This window comes from Streptomyces sp. NPDC002698, assembly GCF_042888945.1.
Lineage (GTDB): Bacteria > Actinomycetota > Actinomycetes > Streptomycetales > Streptomycetaceae > Streptomyces.
Genome location: NZ_JBIAQM010000008.1, coordinates 158,450 through 178,929 on the forward strand (window position 1 = coordinate 158,450; position 20,480 = coordinate 178,929).

Genomic DNA, 20,480 nt, shown 5'->3' on the forward strand with positions numbered 1-20,480 from the left:
TCACTGTGAAACCGGCCAAAGGCGCATTCGTCCTGCTCTTCGAGCGCTTCACCGTGCTCGGCCACCGGGTGCGTGCCCGGCGGCGCCGAGGCGGTGGCGCCGGCACCACGGCACGCGAGATCCTCGACCAGCCTCCGCGCCCGCTGCGCGAGGGCGACGACGACTCGCCGACCGTGCCCACGCCGCACTGGTGACGGGTCGGCGACCCCGCGCTCGACGCCGGGCGCCGCCGGCCCGGCTGTCGAGAAGTCCCCTCCGCGTCCCGGCAGCCGGCGTTTCCGATCCCGGCGTTCCCCGCGCACGGGATCGCGGGTTAGGGTCGGGTTCCGCGAGGATCATGTACGGAGGGGCCGGCGGATGGAGAACAGCACGCCAGTACGCCGGGGACGACCCCCGGGCGTACAGGCCGTCGAAGGTGAGCTGACGGCCCGCCAGGCGGCCATCGTCCGCTACATCACCGAGTCCGTCGCCCGGCAGGGGTACCCGCCGTCGATGCGCGAGATCGGCCAGGCCGTGGAGCTCTCCAGCACCAGCTCGGTCTCCCACCAACTGGGCGCCCTGGAACACAAGGGTGTGCTCTACCGCGACCCGCACCGTCCCCGCGCCTACCGTGTGCGCCCTTCCTGGGCCCCCGAGCTCGCCGCCCGGAGTTCGAAGCCGGCCGAGGTGCCGCTCGTCGGACGGATCGCGGCCGGCGCGCCCCTGCTCGCCGACGAGATGGTCGAGGACGTCTACTTCCTGCCCCGTCAGGTGGTCGGTGAGGGGGAGCTGTTCGCCTTGACCGTGTCCGGCGACAGCATGATCGACGCGGCGATCTGCGACGGCGACATCGTGACCGTCCGCAAGCAGGACAGCGCCGAACACGGCGATATCGTCGCCGCTCTCCTGGAGGACGAGGCCACCGTCAAGGTCCTGCACCGGCAGGACGGACAGGTGTGGCTGATGCCGCGCAACGCGTCCTTCGCCCCGATCCCCGGCGACGACGCGCGCATCCTCGGCAAGGTGGTCGGCGTCCTGCGCGTGCTCTAGAGCAGGGGTCCTGGCACACATGCCGTGAGAGGCAGAACGCCTGGGCGGGCTCCGGCCCCGGCGCGTGTCCTCGACGCGACGCCCGGCGATTACCTCCGAGGTAATCGCACGGGCCAACCACCCTCGGCTACGTTCCGGTCATCGCACACCCCGGAACGAAAGGAGCCCTGTGGTGCCCGCTTACGGCTTCGCCCATCTCCGCAGCCGCCGGAATCACTCCGACATCATCGAGTACCTGGAACGCATCCAGGCGACCCTCGACCCCTTCGCCGGCCGCTTCGTCATCCACGGTCCGCCGGTCGAGGTCGTGGAGGGCACGTGGCCCGGCAGCATGGTGCTGATCGAGTTCCCCGGCCTGGCCGAAGCCCGTGCCTGGTACGACTCTCCCGCCTACCGGGCCATCCTGCGTCTGCGCACCGACCACGTGGAGGGCGACTTGGTGCTGATCGAGGGCGTCGGCCCGGACTACGACCCGGCCGAGCGAGCGCGCACGTTGCGAACGGAAGCCGGCCGAGCGGGCATTCACCCCGGCCCCGAAGAACCGGGCACCCTGCCCGAAAGCAAGGTGGAAACGCCGCACAGCTTGTGCGCCCGTGACTGATGACCCGAAGACGCGCCCGGATCGACAAGACCTCGATCGACAAGACCTCGGTCGGCTGTTCAACGAGGTGCCGGAGCTCTACGACCGGGTCCGGCCGGGATACCCCGACGAGCTGTTCGCGGACCTTGTCACGGTCACCGGCATGGACGAAGGGTCGTCGGTGCTGGAGGTGGGCTGCGGCACCGGTCAGGCGACGCGCTCGCTGGCGGCGCTCGGATGCTCCGTGACCGCTGTCGAACCGGGCGAGGGAATGGCCGCACTCGCTCGCCGACGGATCGCCGCTCTCGGCAACGTCGAGATCGAGACCTCGACCTTCGAGGAGTGGGACGACGGCGGTGGACGTTTCGACGTCCTCGTGGCCGCGTCGTCGTGGCACTGGGTCGACCCGTCGACCGGCTGGCGACGGGCGCACGACGTGCTGAATCCCGGAGGTTGGATGGCACTGCTCGGCAACGTCGTCGTCCGCCGGACGGGAGAGCCGGAGGTGTACGCCGAGACCGCCGATCTGCACGAGCGGTTCTGCCCCGGGAACCCCGGCTGGGGCCATCCGCCGCTGGAGAGCGCCGTGCGCACCACCGGCGAGGGCTGGGGACCGGTCGAAGATCCCGGCGGATTGTTCGGCCCGACGATCGTGCGCTGGTACCCGACCGTTCAGTGGTTCGACGGCGACGGCTTCGCCGATCTCCTTCGCTCGACGTCGCTGTACCGGAGGCTCGACCGCGGCGTCCGAGAACCCCTGCTCGACGCGATCGCCGAACGCGTCCGCACCCGGATGGGCGACCGAGCGGCACGCCGCTACCTGAGCGTCCTCCGTGTCGGGCAGCGCGCCGAGTGAGCCCGGTGGTGAAGGACCTGCCGCATCAGCGGCGACCGCGCGGCTTCCCCGGGCGCCGGCGTCGGCTGAACCTCCGGAGCGGGCGTTGCGTATCAATTCCGGAGGGACAGCTCAGGTCTCCACCACGGGACGGAAGGAGAGTGCCATGCCCACACCGCCCGCGTCCGGCTCATCGGACGACGACCACGCGCTGGAGCCCATCCGCGTGCTGCGCCCGCGCCGCACCGACGCGCTGGCCCAGCTGCTCGACGAGATACGCCAGGACAAGGACTACCGCGGTCACGAGACCGTGGCCGCACCCGACCCACACACCCTGACCGGCGGCGAGACGGAGGAACTCGAGTCTGTCCCCGGCGGCGAGACGGAGGAACGTCCCGCACCCGACGGCGACGTCCGCCCACCGCATTCCTCGGGCCGCCCGCGCCTCGGGCCCGGACAGCGCCGGGCAGCCGTGGTGATCGCGGTCGTCGCGGCGGCCGTCGTCGGCTTCGGCGGCTCCCTCCTGATCCCCGGCCGCACCGACGCCACCCCGGCCGCACCCGGGGCGAGCGCGTCGGCGGCCCCGACGCCGGTCGTCCCGGGCGCGGCCGGGGCCGCCGACGTCCTGACCGACCCCGGCTTCGAGTCGGGCGGCCTCTCGCCGTGGAGGTGCACCGGCAACCTGGGCTCGATCGTCTCCTCCCCGGTCCATGCGGGCTCCAAGGCCCTCCAGGGGAAGGTGAGTTCGAGCGACACCGCGCAGTGCGACCAGACCGTCGCCGTACGGCCGGACACCACCTACTCACTCAGCGGCTGGGTCCGCGGCTCCAACGTCTACCTGGGCGTGAACGGCGGTGCCTCGACCTGGACCACTTCCCCCTCCGGATACAGCCCACTGACCGTCTCCTTCACGACGAAGGCCTCCCAGACCAGCGTGACGGTCTACGTGCATGGCTGGTACGCGCAGGGCACCTACTACGCCGATGACATCACCCTGGACGGGCCCCGGGGCGGCGGCGCCTAGAGCTTCTGGTGCGGCGGCGTACCAGCCGGTCCGGCCGTCGGGGAACCTGGCGTTTCCGCCATCGTCCACCGGCACAGGCGTTCACCGTCACAGGGTGATGTCCACACCCGTCCCGGCGGGCAACAGGCGGAAGCGGTCCCGGATGTCCTCGGGGGCGGCGGCCAGGTGCCGTTCCATGGTCGCGCGGCTCTCGTGGAAGTGGTGCCAGCCCTCGTAGTGGACCGGGATGACGGTGCGCGGGGCGAGCAGACGGCAGAGTTCCACGCCCTCGGCCGCCGTCATCGTGTAGCGGACCGGGCCGGTCAACGGGAAGCGGACACCGCCCAGGTGCATCAGGGCCGTCCCCACGTCCAGACGCCGGGCCACCTGCCGTACACCGTCGTACAGGACGGTGTCGCCCGACATCCACAGGGCCCCGTGCCGCTGCCCCTCCCAGTGCAGGGCGAAGCCGGTCACCTCGCCCGTGAAGGGGCGGGACAGCGGTGGACCGTGGCGCGCGGGGGTCGCCGTGACAGTGATGGCCGGTCGGCCCGGAGCCTCCAGGCGGTGGGTCGTCCAGGGAGCGAGGGCGCGCGCGTTGCCGCCGAGGCGGCGGGCGCCGGACGGCGTGGTGAGGACGGTGTCCGCGGAGGCGAGCAGGGCCCGTCCCGCGAGGTCCAGGTTGTCGCCGTGGTGGTCGTGGCTGAGCAGAACGGCGTCGATCGGAGGGAGTTCGGCCGGGGTGAGCGCGGGGCCGGCCGTCTTGTACGAGGACGTTCCCCAGCCGAAGCGGTAGCGGTGGCCGGGCGGGTCGAACGTCGGGTCGGTGAGCAGTCGCCAGCCACCGGCCTCGATCAGGGTGGTCGGACCGCCGATGTGGGTGATGCGTGCTTCGCTCATGCCGGTCCCCGTTCACGGTCTCGTCGTCGGCTGTCTCGTCGTCCGGAGTCTCGTCGTCCGCGGTGCCGCCTGTGCGGTCCGGTCGTTCGCGGTGTCACCGGGGCCGTCCAGCCGTTCGCGGTGTCACCGTATGCGGTGTCGGCCGCACGCGGTCCCCCGGGCCGGGACGGATCGCGTACGTCCGCCCCGGCCGGGCTGTTCCGTGCCGTGCCGTGCCGTTCGGTTCCGTCTAGCGGGTGGCGTGCTCCAGCGCCCACGACAGGGCGTGGTCCGCGACCTCTTCCCAGCCGGGCGAGGCCGGCATGAGGTGCGGTTGACCGGGATACACCTTCACCTCGGTGACGGTGTCCGACTTGTAGTGCCGGGCGTTGGACTGCTGGACCTTGGGCGGCATCAGATGGTCGAGTTCGCCGGAGAGGAACAGCAGCGGCGCGCGGTCGTCGTTGTGGTAGTTCACCCAGATGTCCTGGTGGCCGGGCTGGAGGTTGGCCAGCACGCTGTTCCACAGGATGCGGCCCGAGGCGGGGACCGCGTAGCGCTCGTACAGCGCGCGCGACTCCTCCTCCGTGAACGTGTTGGTGAAGGCGTAGTGCCACTCGTCATGGGTGAGGCCGACGGCCTTGTGATGGTTCGCCGGGTTCTTCAGCACCGGGAAGGTGGCCTTCACCTGCGTCAGGGGCACCACCGATACGCCCTCGGTGGGGGCGGAGTTGATGGCGACGCCGGCCGCGCCGTAGCCATGGTCGAGCAGGACCTGCGTGAAGGCACCGCCGGCGGAGTGGCCGATCAGGACGGGCGGCCTGTCGAGCCCGCGGACCACGTTCGCCAGGCTCTCGATGATCCGCGGGGCGGTGATCTTCTCGATCGGCGCGGGGTCGGCGTTCAGGGACTCGACCTCCACCTCGAAGCCGGGGTACGCGGGAGCGATCACGCGGTAGCCCTGCTTCTCGTAGCGGTCGATCCAGTGCTCCCAACTACGGGGTGTGACCCAGAAACCGTGGATCAGGACGATGGTGTCGGGGGCAGTGCTCATCAAAGCTCCTCGGGAGGCGGTGACAGGTGTCAGCGGGTGGCGCGGTGCGCGGCCAGGATCTGGCGGACCACGACGTCCGGGTGGGACATCATCACGACGTGCGAGGCACCCTTGACCTCGACGGTCGCGCTGCCCGCCCGCTCGGCCATGAAGCGCTGCGCCGCGGGCGGGATGACGTGGTCGGCGGTCGGGATCACGTACCAGGACGGCAGGCTCTTCCAGGCCGGGACACCGCTTCCGGCGCCCAACCCGCCCACGGAGCCGGGGCGTTGGGTCGCCGCCATCAGCCGTGTCACGGAGCGCGGGAGATCCTGCGCGAACACGTCGTGGAACTTGGCCGGGTCGATGTATCCGTCGATGCCGCCGGGGGTGCCGTCCGGCAGGGGGAACGGCCGGGTCAGCAGCGCGTCCGGCAGCATGCTGCCCGGGAACATCGAGGCGAGTCGCAGCGCGCTCTCGCCCTCGTCGGGCGCGAACGCACCCACGTAGACCAGTGCCTTGACGTTGGTGTGCCCGCGTCCCGCGTTGGTGATGACCTCGCCGCCGTAGGAGTGCCCGACGAGGATGACCGGACCCGGAACGGTGTCGACGACGCTGGAGACGTACGCGGAGTCGCCCGCGAGGTCCCGCAGCGGGTTGGCGGGGGCGATGACCGGGAAGCCGGCCCTCTGCAGCCGGGCGATGGTGTCGTTCCACCCGGACGCGTCGGCGAACACGCCGTGGACGAGGACGACGGTCGGTCTGCTCGTGTCGCCGGTACGGGCCGTCGCGGAGGCGGACGCGGTGCCACCGGCGAGCGTGAACGCGCCGGTCGCGAGCAGGCCGCCGAGGACGCGGCGGCGGGGGTGGGCGGGGGAGGTCACGGTATGGCTCCTTCGGCTCGGGCGGGCGGGAGGCCCTCCGGACAGCGGGCGAGGAATCGCCCGGCACGATGCGGGAAGCTCGCTCGCTCCCGCTCAGGAGTTGAGGAACTCCAGCAGATCGGCGCCCAGTTGGTCCTTGTGCGTGTCCGTGATGCCGTGCGGTGCGCCCGGATAGACCTTGAGGGTCGCGTTCTTGATACGGGCGGCCGACGCCTTGCCCCCGACCTCGAAGGGCACGACCTGGTCGTCGTCGCCGTGGACGACCAGCGTGGGGACGTCGAAGGCGTCCAGGTCGGACCGGAAGTCGGTGGCGGAGAAGGCCGCGACGCACTCGTAGGCGTTGCGGTGTCCCGCCTCCAGGCCCTGCCGCCAGAACGCGTCCCGGATGCCCTGCGAGACCTCGGCGCCGGGCCGGTTGTTGCCGAAGAACGGTCCGTCGGCGAGGTCGTGGTAGAGCTGTGAGCGGTCGGCGAGGGAGCCGGCGCGCAGCGCGTCGAACTCCTCGAGGGGCACCCCGCCGGGGTTGTCGTCGGTCTTGAGCATGAAGGGCGGTACGGCGGAGACCAGGACGAGCTGGGCGAGGCGTGCGGTGCCGTGCCGACCGACGTAGCGGGCGACCTCGCCGCCGCCGGTGGAGAAGCCGACGAGGGTCGCGTCGCGCAGGTCGAGGGTGTCGATGAGGGTGGCGAGGTCGTCGGCGTAGGTGTTCATCTCGTTGCCGTTCCAGGTCTGGTCGGAACGGCCGTGCCCGCGCCGGTCGTGGGCGATGGCGCGGAAGCCGTTCGCGGCGAGGAACAGCTGCTGCGCCTCCCAGCTGTCGGCGTTCAGCGGCCAGCCGTGGCTGAGCACGACCGGCCTGCCCTGGCCCCAGTCCTTGTAGTGGATCCGCGCTCCGTCGGCCGCGGTGACGTACGGCATGGGTGCTCCCGTCTTCGGACGATTTCCGACCGGTTGATCGTCCGCCGGGACCGGGCGGCCCCGAATCCCGTACGGCGCGTAGTCGTGACCGCCGCGCGCCGGACGCGTCACCGGGTGACCGCCCTGCGACCGGTCCGCCCGGTCGCCCGGACCGGGCGGACCGGTCCCTGCGCCGCGGGTCCGAAGGGAGTGCCTGGGCCCGCTCCGGGCTCAGAGCCCCGGCGCCTCGCCGAGCCGGCGTCGGGAGGTGACGTCGAGCTTCCGGAAGATCTTTCTCAGGTGGTAGTCGACCGTGCCGGCGCTGATGAAGAGCTGTGCGGCGATCTCGGCGTTGGTCGCGCCGTCCTTCGCGAGCCGGGCGATCGTGAGTTCCTGCGGGGTCAGCGCGGGCTGCGGCCCCGCGGATCCACGACGGGGGTGTTCCCCGGTCGCGGCCAGCTCCTGGGCGCTGCGCGCCGCGTAGCCCATGGCCCGCATGCCGTCGAACATCGCCAGGGCCGTACGTAATTGCTCACGGGCGTCCTTCCGGCGCCTGCGGCGGCGCAGCCACTCGCCGTACAGCAGATGGGCGACGGCACGATCGGAGCGGGCCCTGGTGCCGGAGAGCAGGGTGACCGCCTCGCGATAGAGCGGTTCGGCTTCGTCGGCGGGAGCGAGCAGCGCCTCCGAACGAGCCAGTGCGCCCAGCGCCCACGGTGTGTTCGCCGCCCTGGCGCGGGAGGTGAGCGTACGCAGCGCGGCCGAGGCCAGCACGCGGTCGCCGCAGCGCACCGCCGCCTCGACGAGGTGGGGCAGCAGACGGGAGTGCACCCCGAGGGCGTCGTGCTCGATCAGTTCGTGGGCGGTGGCGCGTGCCTGCGCGTAGTCGCCGCGGCTCAGCGCCAGGACGACGGCGCCGATGCGGGCGATGGACGCGACGGCGCCCGCGCCGAGCCGGGTTCCGGCCTCCGCCGAGCCGCGCAGGACGGCGTCGAGATCGTCGGCCTCACCGTGCCAGGCGAGCAGTTCCGGGTGCCGGTAGATGGCCCACACCTCGTCGTTGGCACCGATCGCGGAACGGATCTGGTGACCCTCGGTCAGCAGGTCGTCCGCGGCGGCCAGTTCGCCGAGATTGGTCTCGGACATGGAGGCGCAGTACAGGGCGGAGTCCAACTGCCACAGGGCGCCCGCCCGTCGGCTGATGTCGGCACCGCGCCGGATGACGGCGGTGTGCGCCTCCTCGTCCCACAGGACCATGGTCATGGTGACGACGGGCAGTTGGCCCCGCAGCACGTCCTCGTCGCCGGTCCGCGGGTCGAGCAGCATCGCGGCGGCCCTCCGCAGATGGGGTACGGCGCTCTCGTACCCGTCGGTGGCCAGGACGGCGAACGCGCGCAGCACGAGGTCGACACCGGTGGCGGGCGCGTCGCGCGGCACCAGTTCCTCGATGGCACGGGCGATCTCGGCCGGTGTCGTTCCCTCCGCGAGGTGTTCGGCGGTGATGACACGCTCGACGGCTCTGAGCAGCGCCTCACGGGCGAGGCCGGGTGCTCCGCCGGTCAGGGAACGGGCCGCGTTCAGGCACAGCGCCGGTGCCTTGGCGAACGAACCGGCGTCGCCGAGCGCGATGACGGTGTGCGCGCGGACGAGCAGCGCCCTGCCCCGGCCGACGTCGTCGAGCAGTTTGACGTCGAAGGTGTCGAGGAGCGATTCCGCCTGCACCGGCGCTCCGGCGCGCAGCGCGGCCTCGGCCGCGGCCAGCAGCCGCTCGGCGCGCGTCCCGGCCTGCGAGGTGAGTTCGGCGGCCCGGGTCAGGAAGGTGGCGCGGGCCGCGTAGCCGCCGCGCGCGCCCGCCCGGTCGGCCGCCCGCTCCACCTCGGCGGCGACGGCCTCGTCCGGGCCGAGCGCCGCCGCGGCGAGGTGCCACGCGCGCCGGTCGGAGTCGGCCGGGCGGTCGGTGACCTCGGCCAGGGCGCGGTGGGCGCGTCGGCGCTCGCCGTCGTTCGCGCCGCCGTAGACCGCGGACCGCACCAGGGGATGCCGGAACCGCGCGGTGGTCCGCAGTACCACGAGCCGCTCGGTCTCGGCGGGGCCGGAGGCCTCGGGGTCGACGCCGAGGCGCCGCGCCGCGCTGGTGACGTATCCGAGATCGCCGCCCGGCTCGGCGGCGGCCAGCAGCAGCCAGGTCCGGGCCGGTTCCGGCAGCGCCCGCACCTGCCGGAGGTAGTGGGCCTCCAACCGGCCGCCGAGAGGCAGCGGTTCGGGCAGGGCGAGTCCGCCGGAGAACTGCTCGGCGGAGAGCTCCTGTCCGAGGTCGGCCAGCGCCAGGGGGTTCCCGGAGGTCGCGGTGACGATCCGTGCGGCGACTTGGGCGTCGAGCTGACCGGGGACGGCCTCGCGCAGCAGTTCCAGGGCGAACTCGTCCGCCAGGCCGCCTACTTCGATGACCGGCAGCCCCGCGGGCACCTCGAAACCGGTACGGGCCGCGAACAGCAGCCCGACGCCCTCGGCGTGGAGCCGTCGTCCCACGAAGGACAGGACACCCAGCGATTCGTCGTCGAGCCACTGCATGTCGTCGACGCGGCACAGCACAGGGCGTTTCCTGGCCGCTTCGGCGAGCAGGGTCAGCACCGCGAGCCCGACGAGGAACCGGTCGGCCGGCGGGCCGTCGGCCAGTCCGCAGGCCACGCGCAGCGCGTCGTGCTGGGTGGGCGGCAGCGCGCCGGAGTGCTTGAGCGCGTCCAGGCCGTCCCGTCCGTCCACCAGCGGGATGAGCATCCGGTGCAGCGCGGCGAAGGGGAACCCCGCGCTCTCGGACTCGATCCCCGCCACCGAGACCACGCGCAGGTCGGCGGCCTCCGCCGCCGCGTACTCCAGCAGCGCGGTCTTGCCGATCCCGGGGTCCCCGCGCAGCACCGTCACCTTGCTGAGCCCGTCACGAACCCCTGCCACGAACCCTTCGAGGACACGGCGTTCCCCGGCCCGCCCCTTGAGAATCAACGCCACGCCCTTCGGATGCCCGGGTGGCGAGTCGACGACGGCACGCTCCCTCGCGCCCGCCGTGATCTCACGCTCCGCCTGTCCTGCCCATCCTGGAGGGACCTGACCAGGAAAGGGGGCTGCCGCCGGAAGTTCGAGATCACGTTCCGCTTCGCCGGCTCGGCGCGTCCCGACGGGGGAACTCAACCGGCTGTTGCGGGAGTTCGCGCGAGGAGCCTTGAGGGCGAGTAGCCGCGGCAGCGATGCCGGACTCCCGAAGCCTGCGGGCCAGTCGTTCCATCTCGGGAAGCGTTCCTGAGCAGTCACCGTCCAGCACACGGCGCAGCACGGCCTTGGCGTTCATCAGATCGAGCCCGAGCTCAGCGCGCAGCACGCGCATGATGGCGACGCTCTTCGCCGGCGGGCTACTCACCTGCAGCCTCGCGAGTCCGTGCTCGGAGAGCATCTGATCCCGCCGTTCGGCCGGCAGGGCGCCATCGCACACGGCTATCGCAAAGCCACAGGCGAAGCAGGTTGACTCGACGTCCCATCGCAACAGGCCATCCACCAGTGCCTGGACTCCCCAGCACTCCAGCTCCGAACCGCAGTCCGGGCACACGGCGGAGTACCTGACGGATTCGAGAACCGCCCGTTCCATTCCCACCCCCGACAGAGACGAGGTGGGAGAGGCCAACCCCGTCGTACAGGCTCACTCCCGCCCGCGTCCGCCGCGACGTCCAGCACGTCCGGCAGCGCGGCGACGGCCTCCACGGAGCGGTCCAGGCCACCGCCCGCATGCGCAATCTCGCCTGGCCGCGCGATCAGGGCACCCGGGCCAGACCCTGACCTGCAAGTCAGGGGATTCCGCACCACGCCTCAGACGACGGGGGAGGCGAGGTCGGGAAGAGGGCGTCGGGCGACCTCGCGGGCTTCGTCCGGCGGGACGCCCAGCATGCGCAGGACCATCTCGGCGAGGTTCGCCGCCGCCTCGTCCCCGTCCAGGTCGGGGCGCGCGAACCGCAGCTCCACCAGGGACAGGAGGGTTCCGCCCAGAGCCGTGAGGGCGACCGCCGGATCGAGGGCGGTGAAGCGGCCGGAGGCGATGCCTGCCTGCAGGTCCCGCAGTGCCCGGGCGGCCAGGCCGTTGTCGGAGTGGATGTGGGACAGGCCGCAGCGGCGCAGGACCTGCATCAGTTCCGGGTGGGACGTGGTCAGCCGGGCGCTGAGGCGGAAACCGGCCGCGACGAGCTCGGCCGGGTCGTCGATACCGGTCAGGCGCTCGTCGAAGGTCCTGCCGAACTCCTCCAGGGCGTCGACCACGGCCGCGTCGAACAGCTCCGTCTTGGACTGGAAGTGGTTGTAGAAGGAGCCGAAGCCGACGTCGGCGCGTTCGGCGATCACCTGGATGCTGGCGCTGGTGTCCCCGGATTCGGCGAGGATCTGCCGGGCCGCGTGGACGAGGGCGCCGCGCGTCTTGGCGCGGCGGCGGTCGAACCGGTTGCCGGGCGGGGCTGACGTAGGCATGCGCAGATTCTAACCGCCGTGGCGATGACTGTCGCAATCTTGATGAACTCATCATTTCCCGTCGCGAACGTATTGACGACGGAACCATCACAGTTGATGATTTCATCATTACGGCGATGTTGCTGGGAGGACACCATGTCGGAAACCCGCCTCAACGGGGCTGACGCAAAGACGGCCCATCAAGACCTCCACAGTGAGCAGGGTGCCCAGCGCGGTGAGCATCCGGGACGCTCCCGGAACCCCGTGATCAAGGTGGCGGACCTGGCCTGGCTGGAATTCGAGAAGCCGGACCTGGAGCGGGCGGAAGTCTTCGCCCGCGACTTCGGCTTCCAGACCGCCGCACGCACCGAGCACGAACTGTGGCTGCGGGGCACCTTCTCCGGATCGCCCTGCATGGTGATCCGGCGCGGCCGCACGTCCCGCTTCATCGGGCCCGCCTTCCGCGCGGCCGAACGGGGCGACCTGGACCGCCTCGCGCGCGCCACCGGTGGCGACGTGCGCGGCGCGGACGTGCCCGGCGGCGGCACGGTGGTCGACCTGCTCGACCCCTCCGGCTTTCCGGTACGGGTCGTGCACTGCGCGGAACCGCTCCCCGAACTGCCGGGGCAGCAGCCGCAGCTCCTCAACTTCGGCACCGAGCGGCGTCGCACCGACGCCACCCAGCGCCCACCGCGGGAGCCGTCCCGGATCCAGCGTCTGGGGCACGTGGTGCTGGAGACGCGGGTGTTCGCGCGGGCCCTGGACTGGTACCTCGACACCCTCGGCATGATCGTGTCGGACTTCCTGTTCCTGGACGGGCAGCGCGGGCGCGGTCCGACGATGGCGTTCATCCGCTGCGACCAGGGCGGTCTGGCCGTCGACCACCACACCCTGGCCATGCACCTCGGCCCCGCCAACGGCTACGTCCACTCCGCCTACCAGGTCACCGACCTGGACTCGATCGCGGCAGGCGGCGAATACCTGGGCGAGCGCGGCTACAAGCGCAGCTGGGGCATCGGCCGGCACATCCAGGGCAGCCAGCTGTTCGACTACTGGCGCGACCCCGACCGCTTCATGCTGGAGCACTTCGCCGACGGAGACCTGTTCTCCCGCGACCTCGAACCGGGCTGGGCGCCGATGTCGACCAGCGGACTGGCCCAGTGGGGGCCGCCCGCCACCCGCGATTTCCTCGGCGCGAGCCCCTCTCCGCGACGGATCCGCGACGTCGTCCAAGCCCTGCGCGGCGACAACGAGATGGACCCCGCCCGTCTGTTCGGCCTGATGAAGGCCACCAACTCCTGACCCGCCCCCACACAAAGGCACCGACATGAGCACCAACATCCTGCGCACCGCCGACGGCTGGTGGGTGGTGCGCGACGAGCGCGCCGTCCTCGTCGGCACCGAGGCCGTCACCACCGCCGACCTGATCGCCGACCGCCAGGCCGTCCGTGAGGCCGCCGAGAGCACCGCTTCGGGCACACCCGTCGCGGACCTCGCCGCCCTCTCCCCGGTCACCACCCCCTGCCGGGTCGTCGCCCAGATGGTCAACTACCGCAGCCACGCACGCGACTCCGGCTTCACCGGCGACATCCCGCCCGCCTTCTTCCGCAAGGCGTCCGGTTCGGTGAGCGGCCCCGGCGATGCCATCGTCCGCCCCCAGCACGTGCGGTTCCTCGACTACGAGGTGGAACTCGGCCTGGTCATGGCCGCGCCGCTGCCCGTCGGCACCGTCGTCCAGGAGGGTGACCTGCCCTCGTACGTCGCCGGCCTCGTCATCACCAACGACGTCAGCGCGCGGGACGTGCAGCTGACCAAGACGCAGTTCTACGAGAGCAAGTCGTACCCGACCTTCACCCCCACCGGCCCCCACCTGGCCCTGCTGGACGCGGAAGACTTCGCCCACCTCCTCGATCTGCGACTGAAGCTGAGCGTCAACGGGGACCTCCGCCAGGACCGCACCCTCACCGACATGATCGTGCGGCCGGCCGAGGCGCTGACACTCCTCGCCCGGTTCCAGACCCTCGACGCCGGAGACCTCCTGCTGACCGGAACCCCCGGCGGCACCGCGCTCAAAGCCCCGCCGAAGGCCATCGAGAAGATCGGCGCCCTCCTGCCGCCCGCAGTGAAATGGAAGACGTTCTTCAAGAGCCAGGCCCGCAATCCCCACTACCTGCGCCCCGGCGACGTCGTGACCGCGACCATCGCCACCCCGGACGGGCGCATCGACCTCGGCGAGCAGCGCAATTCCGTGTCCGACGCGACGTGACCGACGTGAACTGAACCCGAAACGAGCCGCACATGACCGTCGAGCACATCCCGGCCGACATACCCGTGGTGATCATCGGCGCCGGACCGGTGGGCGTGACCGCAGCCCTCCTCCTGGCCCGGCGCGGAGTCCGCACCGTCGTCCTGGAACGCCACCACGCCCCCTATCCGCTGCCACGCGCCGTCGCAGCCGACGACGAGGTCCACCGGATCCTCCAGGCCGCCGGTGTCGGTGAGGAGTTCACCGCGATCAGCCGCCCGGCCCGCGGACTGCGGCTGCTGGACGCCCGGCACCGGGTGATGGCCGAGTTCCCGCGAGCGGCGCTCGGCCACCACGGCTACCCGCAGACCAGCATGTTCGACCAGCCCGAGCTGGAGCGGCTGCTGCGCGACGCCCTCACCCTGCGCCCGGAGTGCGAACTGCGCAGCGGCGCGGAAGTGACCGGCATCCGCCCGGACGGCACGGGCCCCGTCCGCGTGACCTACCGCGACGAGCACGGCGAGCACCAGCTGCGGGCGGAGGCCGTCCTGGGCTGCGACGGTGCGAACAGCATCACCCGCACCGCCATCGGCGCCGCCTGGGAGGACCTGCGCTTCGAAGAGCGCTGGACCGTCCTCGACATCCGCACCGATGCCGACGTCCGCTGCTGGGAGGGGGTCGAGCAGATCTGCGACCCCGACCGGCCGGCCACCTTCATGCGCGTCGGCGAGAACCGCTATCGCTGGGAGTTCCGCCTGGAAGACGGCCACGAGACGGTCCGTGAACTCCTCGCCCCATGGCTGCCGCCCTCGCACGAAGGAGACTTCGAGGTCGTCCGTGAGAGCCAGTACACCTTCCGGGCGCTGGTCGCCGACCGGTGGCACAGCGGACGCGTCTTCCTCCTGGGCGACGCCGCCCACCTGACTCCGCCCTTCGTCGGGCAGGGGCTGTGCTCGGGCCTGCGCGACGCCTACAACCTCACCTGGAAACTCGCCCGCGTCCTCGAACAAGGCGCAGACGAACGGCTGCTGGACACCTACGAGAGTGAACGCAGACCACACGCCCGGCACGTGATCCGCCTCGCGGTCGCCATGGGCTGGGCCATGACCGGTGGCCAGGACGGCGCCGCGGCACTCCGCCGCAGACTCCTGGCCGCGGCCTGCCGCATACCCGGCCTGACCGCTGCGGCCGGCCGCGACCTCAGCCCCGCCCTGACCACCGGGCCGCTCGTACGACGCCGGACGCGGCCCGGCCGGCGCGGCCTCGCGGGCACCCACTGCCCGCAGCCGTGGACCGACACCGGCACCGGCGGAACCCGCCTCGACGACCTGCTCGGCGACTCCTTCACCATCCTGACCGCCGACGCCCCGACCCCCTCGCTGAGCGCCCTCGCCCACAGCCTCGGCGCCCGCCCGATCCACGTGACCGAACTGGGCGACGACGGCACCCTCGCCGCCTGGCTGCGCGCCGGCCGGGCCGACGCCGTCCTCCTGCGCCCCGACCGCGTCGTCCTGGACGTCATCCCCACCGGAAGAGGCGCCTTCACCGACACCGCCGCCTGGGCATTCCTCCTGCACACCACGCGCAGCCCCCGCCCCCGCCCACGGACCGCCCGCAAGAGCCCGCTGAGGAGCGCCACCCGATGACCACCAGCCCCGACCCGGCCCCCTTCACGACACCCGACCCGAAGGACGTCGCCGACAGCCGCATCGCCGACTTCGCCCGCCACGTGGGACTGGACGGCACCGACTACGCCGCCCTGCACCACTGGTCGGTCACCGACCTGAAAGGCTTCTGGCGTGCCGTGTGGGAGTACTTCGACATCGACGCCGACACCCCCTACGAGCAGGTGCTCGCCGAAGAGACCATGCCCGGCGCCCGCTGGTTCACCGGAGCCACCCTCAACTACACCCACCACGCCCTACGTCATCTCCCGGACGACCGGAGCGCCGTCATCGCCCTGGACGAGACCGGCGCCGCCTACGAGCTGACCGGCAGGCAGCTGCGCGCGCACGTCGCCTCCGTCGCCGCCACCCTGCGCGACCTGGGCGTCCGCCCCGGCGACCGCGTCGTCGGCTACCTGCCCAACACCCCGCACGCCATCGTCGCGTTCCTGGCCGCCGCGAGCCTGGGCGCCGTCTGGTCGGTGTGCGGGCAGGACTACGCCCCCACGGCGGCCGCCGACCGGTTCGCCCAGCTGGAGCCGACCGTTCTGGTCGCCGCCGACGGCTACCTCTTCAACGGCACCACACACGACCGGCGCGATGCAGCCCTCGAACTGGCCGGCGCGCTGCCCACACTGAAGGCCACCCTGCTCGTGGACCACGTCGGCCTGCCCTGGCCGTCCCGCGACCGTCCCTCGCTCGTCGTCCCGTGGGAGGACGCCTCCACCCGCTCGGAAGAACTCACCTGCACCCCCGTACCGTTCGACCACCCCCTGTGGGTCGTCTTCTCCTCCGGCACCACGGGCCTGCCCAAGGGCATCGTGCACGGCCACGGCGGCGTCCTGCTGGAGCACCTCAAAACCCTCGGCCTGCACTCCGACCTCGGTCCCGCCGACCGCCTCCTGTGGTACACGACCACCCACTGGATGATGTGGAACCTGATCGCCTCCACTCTCCTGACCGGTGCCACGGCCTGTACCTACGACGGCAGCCCAGCCCCCTTGGCACAACCCGACATCCTGTGGAGACTGGCCTCCCGCCACCGCGTCACCGTCTTCGGCACCAGCCCCCAATACCTGCTGGGCATGGCCAAGTCCGGCATCGATCCCGCCGTCCACGACCTGTCGTCCGTCCGCGTGGTCGGCTGCACCGGCTCCGCCCTGCCCGCCTCCGCCTACCCCTGGGTCCGCGACCACGTCGGCGAGGGCGTCCTGCTCGCCTCCACCAGCGGCGGCACCGACATCGTCTCCGGCTTCGCCGGCAGCGCACCCAACACCCCCGTCTGGGCCGGAGAACTCTCAGCACCCCACCTCGGTGTGGCGCTGGCCGCCTACGACACCGAAGGGCTCCCCGTCACCAGCCAGGTCGGCGAACTCGTCGTCACCCGCCCCATGCCGTCCATGCCGCTGTACTTCTGGAACGACCCCGACGGCACCCGCTACCACGACGCCTACTTCACCGCCTACCCCGGCATCTGGCGCCACGGCGACTGGATCACCCTCACCCGGCACGGCTCGGTCATCGTCCACGGCCGATCCGACTCCACCCTCAACCGCAACGGCGTCCGCCTGGGCAGCGCCGACATCCACGACATCGTCGAACGCCTCCCCGAGATCACCGAAGCCCTCGTCATCGGCGCGGAAGAGCCCGACGGCGGCTACTGGATGCCGCTGTTCGTGACCCTGACGGCCGGAGCCGTCCTGGACGACGACCTGCGCAAGCAGATCAAGGACGCGATCCGCAGCGGCGTCTCACCCCGCCACGTCCCCGACGAGATCATCGAAGTGCCGGGCATCCCGCACACCCGCACCGGCAAGAAACTGGAAGTCCCCGTCAAACGCCTCCTCCAGGGCTCCCCGGCCGAAGAAGTCCTCAACCCGGCCACGGTGGACGCGCCCGACCTCATCGACTACTACGCCCGCCTGGGCACCGAACGCAGAGACCGATCGGCATGACTCGGTCCTCCCCTTGATCCCGCCCTGCTGGCGTGTCGCGAGCCCGCAAGGAGACTCCCGATGCCGTATGAGCCGAGCACCGCTGATCGTGCGGCTCCTCCGGACGGCCATGTCACGCAGCCGCGCCACCTCAAGTACCGCGACGCCGACCGGGCCAAGCCGTACGCGAAGTACTTCCGGGCGGCCACCCGGTGCCCGAGCACAATAGGTCAGTCCGGACGCACCGCTCAGTCCGACAGTTCCCACAACAGCCGGTAGTACATGATCCGTTCCCGGCCCGGCTCGACCCCGTAGGCTTCGAGCAGCGGTTCCTCCCATCCCGGGCCGTAGTTCCCCTGCGTGCTCCAGGTGGCGACCGCGAGGTCGGCCCAGCGGTCCGCGACACCGAGCGTGCCGAGGTCGACGTGCCGCTGCACGTGCCGTCCTCGCCGACCAGGGTGTTGGGAGCGCAGGCGTCACCGTGGCAGACCACGAGCCGGTCGACGGGCGGCATGTCCGCGAGGACGCCCAAGGCGCGCTCGACCGTGCCGAACTCCTGAAGGTCGTGATGCCGGTCCGCCGGACTCGTCCGGCCCGCCGCCGCTCGTGACCGAGCACGGTCCAGACGCCTTTCGGCGGACCAGTCGAACGGGCAGTCCGCGACGGGCAGCGCGTCATGGAACGCCCGCAGCCCGGATCCGATCGCGCGCACCGCGGTGCCGGGGTCCCGCTTCCAGCGCTCGTCCACCGCCGCCCGCCCTGGCAGGCCCTGGGTGATGATCCATGAACCCGTGGAGTCGGCACCCTCACCGAGCACCCGCGGCACCACGGTGTACCCCACCGCCCACCGGAGGCGCGCCACCTCGTCCGCAAGGTCGATTCCACCGCCGGCCGGCATCCACTTCGCAAACCGTCGCGTATCACCGGAGCCGATCCGGAACGTCAGTCCGCCGAGCTCGTTCTCCCATACGGCACGTGCCGGCCGACCCGCCGCGAGCTCGGTGGCGATCGGTGGAGGCTCGACGGGTCCTCCGGGCGGGGCGGCGATCATCCGCCCGTTCCCGCCGGAGCGGCTCGCGGCAGGCCAACGGTTCGATACCGGGGCCCTCGGCCTCGGCGGCCTACCACCGGGCGGCCTGCGGGATCCCGGATTCGGCCGTTTTGATCTTCCCGGATCGTCCCCCGGAAAGAATTCCGCGCAGGCACTGTTCAGCACCGAGATCCGAGGAAATCCATGGTCGACACGGTCAACTCACTGGCCGCACGTGTTCACGAACTGCTGGTGGCGAACATGGCCAACGCTGCCGCCGCGGTGGTTCCGGGACAGAGCGTCCTCTCCTCGCTCGCGCGTACGTTCCTCGGTGTCCCCCAGCAGGTCGACGTCACCGCGGGCTTCCATGACGTCGTCGCGCGCGCCACGGCGCTCGGCCCCGACGGCACCTGGCTCGTCGCCGCGGGCAACGCCGGGCTCGCCGGCCTGGCCGTCGCGCGGCGACAGACAGGGCAGGCGCTCTCCCACCTCGACGTGGCGGTGACAGCGGGCTACAACGACTGCGTGGCGCTCCACATGCCCGCTCTGCGACCGCTGCACAACGATCCCCACTTCCGTGCCGTGTACCAGCGGATGCGCGTCACACCTGCCGACCTCGACGAGTTCTTCTGGCTGCACCAGGAGATGCGGGTCATGTCACGAGACGCCCAGAGGACGAGCATCGACAACATCGGCCGCCGCGACGTCGGGGTGTCGCTGTTGCCCCAGGCTCCCCTCCCGACCCGCACACCGAACACCGCCGGCGTCCTGATCACCCGCATCGATCTCGCCGCGGCCCAGACCTCGCTCCAACAGGCCGCCACGGACTCGGACATCCAGCGCAGCTCCGGCAACATCGGCCTGAGCGTCATCGACGACTCGTGGGACCACTCGCGCGCCAGGCGCGATGCCCGGCGGGCCGACGAGCTGGAATCCCAGCGCCGACAAGCCGCCGCGGCACGGGCCTTCGTCGAACGCCCCGGCGTCGGCACCGCGCTCAGCCCCTGTCCGCCGCTGGGCTCGATCTCGTACCCGGGCTGAAGAGAAGCACAAGGTGCCGGACCCCGTGGGGGACACCCCCGCGGCCGGTTCGATCGTCCGAAGTGCTGGGCGGCGGGATCGCGCGCGGGGGAGGATGGTCGTCATGACGAGCGAAGGCACCTCGATCGACGCGACCAAGCCCAGTATCGCGCGTGTTTACGACTATCTGCTGGGCGGCAAGGACAACTACGCCGTGGACCGGGAGATCGGCGACGTGTTCAAACGCGACCTTCCCGGCTCGGTGGCGATCGCCTTCGCCAACCGCTCCGCGTTGACCCGGGCGGTCGCGGAGATTGCTACGACCACCGACATAACCCAGTTCATCGATCTGGGCAGTGGTCTGCCGACCGCCGACAACGTGCACCAGGTCGCGCAACGCCATACCCCGGAGTCCCGCGTGGTGTACGTCGACATCGACCCTCAAGTGCTCGTCCATGGGCGTGCCTTGCTGGAGGAGAACGACCGGACCCGGGTCATCGAGGCCGATGTCCGTGACCCCGAGGCCGTCTACGACCACCCCGAGACCCGGGAAATGATCGACTTCGAACGCCCGGTCGCCGTCGTGTTCAGTGCCATCCTCCACCACGTCAACGACGAGGAGGACCCTGCCGCGATCGTCCGGTACTGGCGCGACCGCGTGCCCTCCGGAAGCTACTTCTTCGTCAGCCACTTCCGTTCCGGCAACAACCCGGAGACGGCCGAGGCGGAGAAGGTCCTCCAGCAGACGTTCGGCCGCGGCCGCTGGCGCACCGACGAGGAGATCGCCTCCCTGCTGGACGGTCTGCAGATCCTCGAGCCGGGAGTCGTCCCCGCCTCCCTGTGGCGCCCCGCGGCGGTCGGCGAGCCGTGGGGCGACGGCGGGGAGCGGGAACTCACCGTCTGGGAACACCTGATCGCCGCCGGGATGGCCCGCAAGGCCTGATCCCGGTCAGGAAGTGGGCCTC

General features: G+C 71.6%; 18 protein-coding genes and 2 pseudogenes. 11 read left to right on the forward strand and 9 right to left on the reverse strand.

The window, feature by feature from the left end; all coding sequences use genetic code 11:
- Positions 1-5: 5 nt before the first annotated feature.
- The 5 genes and pseudogenes from ACFYW9_RS14675 to ACFYW9_RS14695 all read left to right on the forward strand — a co-directional run.
- On the forward strand, positions 6-194 hold the full coding sequence (locus ACFYW9_RS14675) for a hypothetical protein (protein WP_389149309.1): 189 nt from the start codon (positions 6-8) through the stop codon (positions 192-194).
- 163 nt (positions 195-357) lie between these two features.
- Positions 358-1,029 carry a transcriptional repressor LexA gene (lexA, locus tag ACFYW9_RS14680; protein WP_351863861.1) on the forward strand — a complete coding sequence of 224 codons (672 nt, stop codon included), beginning with the start codon at positions 358-360 and terminating at the stop codon, positions 1,027-1,029.
- A 172-nt stretch (positions 1,030-1,201) separates the two neighbouring features.
- Entirely contained in the window at positions 1,202-1,630 is a 429-nt protein-coding gene (locus ACFYW9_RS14685; RefSeq protein WP_389149313.1) for a DUF1330 domain-containing protein, read from the forward strand.
- Positions 1,623-2,465: a class I SAM-dependent methyltransferase gene (locus ACFYW9_RS14690; RefSeq protein WP_389149316.1), complete on the forward strand. Its 843-nt coding sequence runs from the start codon at positions 1,623-1,625 to the stop codon at positions 2,463-2,465. The genes ACFYW9_RS14685 and ACFYW9_RS14690 overlap by 8 nt, the downstream gene beginning before the upstream one ends.
- Before the next feature lie 454 nt (positions 2,466-2,919).
- Positions 2,920-3,462 (forward strand): annotated as a pseudogene (locus ACFYW9_RS14695) (carbohydrate binding domain-containing protein); the annotation flags it as partial.
- Between the two features lie 93 nt (positions 3,463-3,555).
- Here ACFYW9_RS14695 and ACFYW9_RS14700 read toward each other — a convergent pair.
- From ACFYW9_RS14700 to ACFYW9_RS14730, 7 genes are all read right to left on the reverse strand, one after another.
- Positions 3,556-4,347 carry an MBL fold metallo-hydrolase gene (locus ACFYW9_RS14700; protein WP_389149319.1) on the reverse strand — a complete coding sequence of 264 codons (792 nt, stop codon included), beginning with the start codon at positions 4,345-4,347 and terminating at the stop codon, positions 3,556-3,558.
- 229 nt (positions 4,348-4,576) lie between these two features.
- Positions 4,577-5,380, reverse strand: coding sequence for an alpha/beta hydrolase (locus ACFYW9_RS14705; RefSeq protein ID WP_389149322.1), 804 nt, complete (start codon positions 5,378-5,380; stop codon positions 4,577-4,579).
- A 29-nt stretch (positions 5,381-5,409) separates the two neighbouring features.
- A complete protein-coding gene (locus ACFYW9_RS14710; RefSeq protein ID WP_389149325.1) occupies positions 5,410-6,243 on the reverse strand; it encodes an alpha/beta fold hydrolase in 834 nt (277 codons plus the stop codon).
- A gap of 93 nt (positions 6,244-6,336) precedes the next feature.
- Positions 6,337-7,161 carry an alpha/beta hydrolase gene (locus tag ACFYW9_RS14715; protein ID WP_326790228.1) on the reverse strand — a complete coding sequence of 275 codons (825 nt, stop codon included), beginning with the start codon at positions 7,159-7,161 and terminating at the stop codon, positions 6,337-6,339.
- Between the two features lie 210 nt (positions 7,162-7,371).
- Positions 7,372-10,146 (reverse strand): LuxR C-terminal-related transcriptional regulator, encoded by a 2,775-nt coding sequence (locus tag ACFYW9_RS14720; protein WP_389149328.1) that lies wholly within the window; start codon positions 10,144-10,146, stop codon positions 7,372-7,374.
- Positions 10,147-10,279: 133 nt separating this feature from the next.
- A complete protein-coding gene (locus ACFYW9_RS14725; RefSeq protein WP_389149331.1) occupies positions 10,280-10,687 on the reverse strand; it encodes a hypothetical protein in 408 nt (135 codons plus the stop codon).
- A gap of 308 nt (positions 10,688-10,995) precedes the next feature.
- Complete coding sequence (locus tag ACFYW9_RS14730) at positions 10,996-11,643, reverse strand: TetR/AcrR family transcriptional regulator (RefSeq protein WP_389149334.1); 648 nt, start codon at positions 11,641-11,643, stop codon at positions 10,996-10,998.
- A 135-nt stretch (positions 11,644-11,778) separates the two neighbouring features.
- Between ACFYW9_RS14730 and ACFYW9_RS14735 the strand changes: the two genes are divergently transcribed.
- The 4 genes from ACFYW9_RS14735 to ACFYW9_RS14750 are packed head-to-tail and all read left to right on the forward strand — an operon-like array spanning position 11,779 to position 17,486.
- Positions 11,779-12,924 carry a VOC family protein gene (locus ACFYW9_RS14735; RefSeq protein WP_389149337.1) on the forward strand — a complete coding sequence of 382 codons (1,146 nt, stop codon included), beginning with the start codon at positions 11,779-11,781 and terminating at the stop codon, positions 12,922-12,924.
- Positions 12,925-12,949: 25 nt separating this feature from the next.
- On the forward strand, positions 12,950-13,888 hold the full coding sequence (locus ACFYW9_RS14740) for a fumarylacetoacetate hydrolase family protein (RefSeq protein ID WP_389149340.1): 939 nt from the start codon (positions 12,950-12,952) through the stop codon (positions 13,886-13,888).
- Positions 13,889-13,920: 32 nt separating this feature from the next.
- On the forward strand, positions 13,921-15,513 hold the full coding sequence (locus ACFYW9_RS14745; protein WP_389149343.1) for a bifunctional 3-(3-hydroxy-phenyl)propionate/3-hydroxycinnamic acid hydroxylase: 1,593 nt from the start codon (positions 13,921-13,923) through the stop codon (positions 15,511-15,513).
- The gene (locus ACFYW9_RS14750; RefSeq protein WP_389149346.1) at positions 15,510-17,486 is read left to right on the forward strand and encodes an acetoacetate--CoA ligase; all 1,977 of its coding nucleotides are present in this window, start codon (positions 15,510-15,512) and stop codon (positions 17,484-17,486) included. Before ACFYW9_RS14745 ends, ACFYW9_RS14750 begins: the two co-directional genes overlap by 4 nt.
- A 227-nt stretch (positions 17,487-17,713) precedes the next feature.
- Here the strand turns inward: ACFYW9_RS14750 and ACFYW9_RS14755 are convergent, their stop codons facing one another.
- Together ACFYW9_RS14755 and ACFYW9_RS14760 are read right to left on the reverse strand one after the other, a co-directional pair.
- Entirely contained in the window at positions 17,714-17,902 is a 189-nt protein-coding gene (locus ACFYW9_RS14755; protein WP_389149646.1) for a hypothetical protein, read from the reverse strand.
- Between the two features lie 50 nt (positions 17,903-17,952).
- Positions 17,953-18,516: pseudogene (locus ACFYW9_RS14760) on the reverse strand (phosphotransferase); the annotation flags it as partial.
- 183 nt (positions 18,517-18,699) lie between these two features.
- Between ACFYW9_RS14760 and ACFYW9_RS14765 the strand changes: the two are divergent.
- Both ACFYW9_RS14765 and ACFYW9_RS14770 read left to right on the forward strand, forming a co-directional pair.
- Entirely contained in the window at positions 18,700-19,536 is an 837-nt protein-coding gene (locus ACFYW9_RS14765) for a hypothetical protein (protein WP_389149349.1), read from the forward strand.
- Between the two features lie 103 nt (positions 19,537-19,639).
- Positions 19,640-20,458, forward strand: a complete 819-nt coding sequence (locus ACFYW9_RS14770; RefSeq protein ID WP_389149352.1) for an SAM-dependent methyltransferase — start codon at positions 19,640-19,642, stop codon at positions 20,456-20,458.
- Positions 20,459-20,480 lie beyond the last annotated feature (22 nt).

Excerpts from the sequence above, each read along its gene's own strand:
- lexA (WP_351863861.1), top strand. The coding sequence starts at position 358 with ATGGAGAACAGCACGCCAGTACGCCGGGGACGACCCCCGGGCGTACAG.
- ACFYW9_RS14700 (WP_389149319.1), bottom strand. The coding sequence starts at position 4,347 with ATGAGCGAAGCACGCATCACCCACATCGGCGGTCCGACCACCCTGATC.
- ACFYW9_RS14705 (WP_389149322.1), bottom strand. The coding sequence starts at position 5,380 with ATGAGCACTGCCCCCGACACCATCGTCCTGATCCACGGTTTCTGGGTC.
- ACFYW9_RS14715 (WP_326790228.1), bottom strand. The coding sequence starts at position 7,161 with ATGCCGTACGTCACCGCGGCCGACGGAGCGCGGATCCACTACAAGGAC.
- ACFYW9_RS14730 (WP_389149334.1), bottom strand. The coding sequence starts at position 11,643 with ATGCCTACGTCAGCCCCGCCCGGCAACCGGTTCGACCGCCGCCGCGCC.
- ACFYW9_RS14735 (WP_389149337.1), top strand. The coding sequence starts at position 11,779 with ATGTCGGAAACCCGCCTCAACGGGGCTGACGCAAAGACGGCCCATCAA.
- ACFYW9_RS14740 (WP_389149340.1), top strand. The coding sequence starts at position 12,950 with ATGAGCACCAACATCCTGCGCACCGCCGACGGCTGGTGGGTGGTGCGC.
- ACFYW9_RS14745 (WP_389149343.1), top strand. The coding sequence starts at position 13,921 with ATGACCGTCGAGCACATCCCGGCCGACATACCCGTGGTGATCATCGGC.
- ACFYW9_RS14750 (WP_389149346.1), top strand. The coding sequence starts at position 15,510 with ATGACCACCAGCCCCGACCCGGCCCCCTTCACGACACCCGACCCGAAG.
- ACFYW9_RS14765 (WP_389149349.1), top strand. The coding sequence starts at position 18,700 with ATGGTCGACACGGTCAACTCACTGGCCGCACGTGTTCACGAACTGCTG.
- ACFYW9_RS14770 (WP_389149352.1), top strand. The coding sequence starts at position 19,640 with ATGACGAGCGAAGGCACCTCGATCGACGCGACCAAGCCCAGTATCGCG.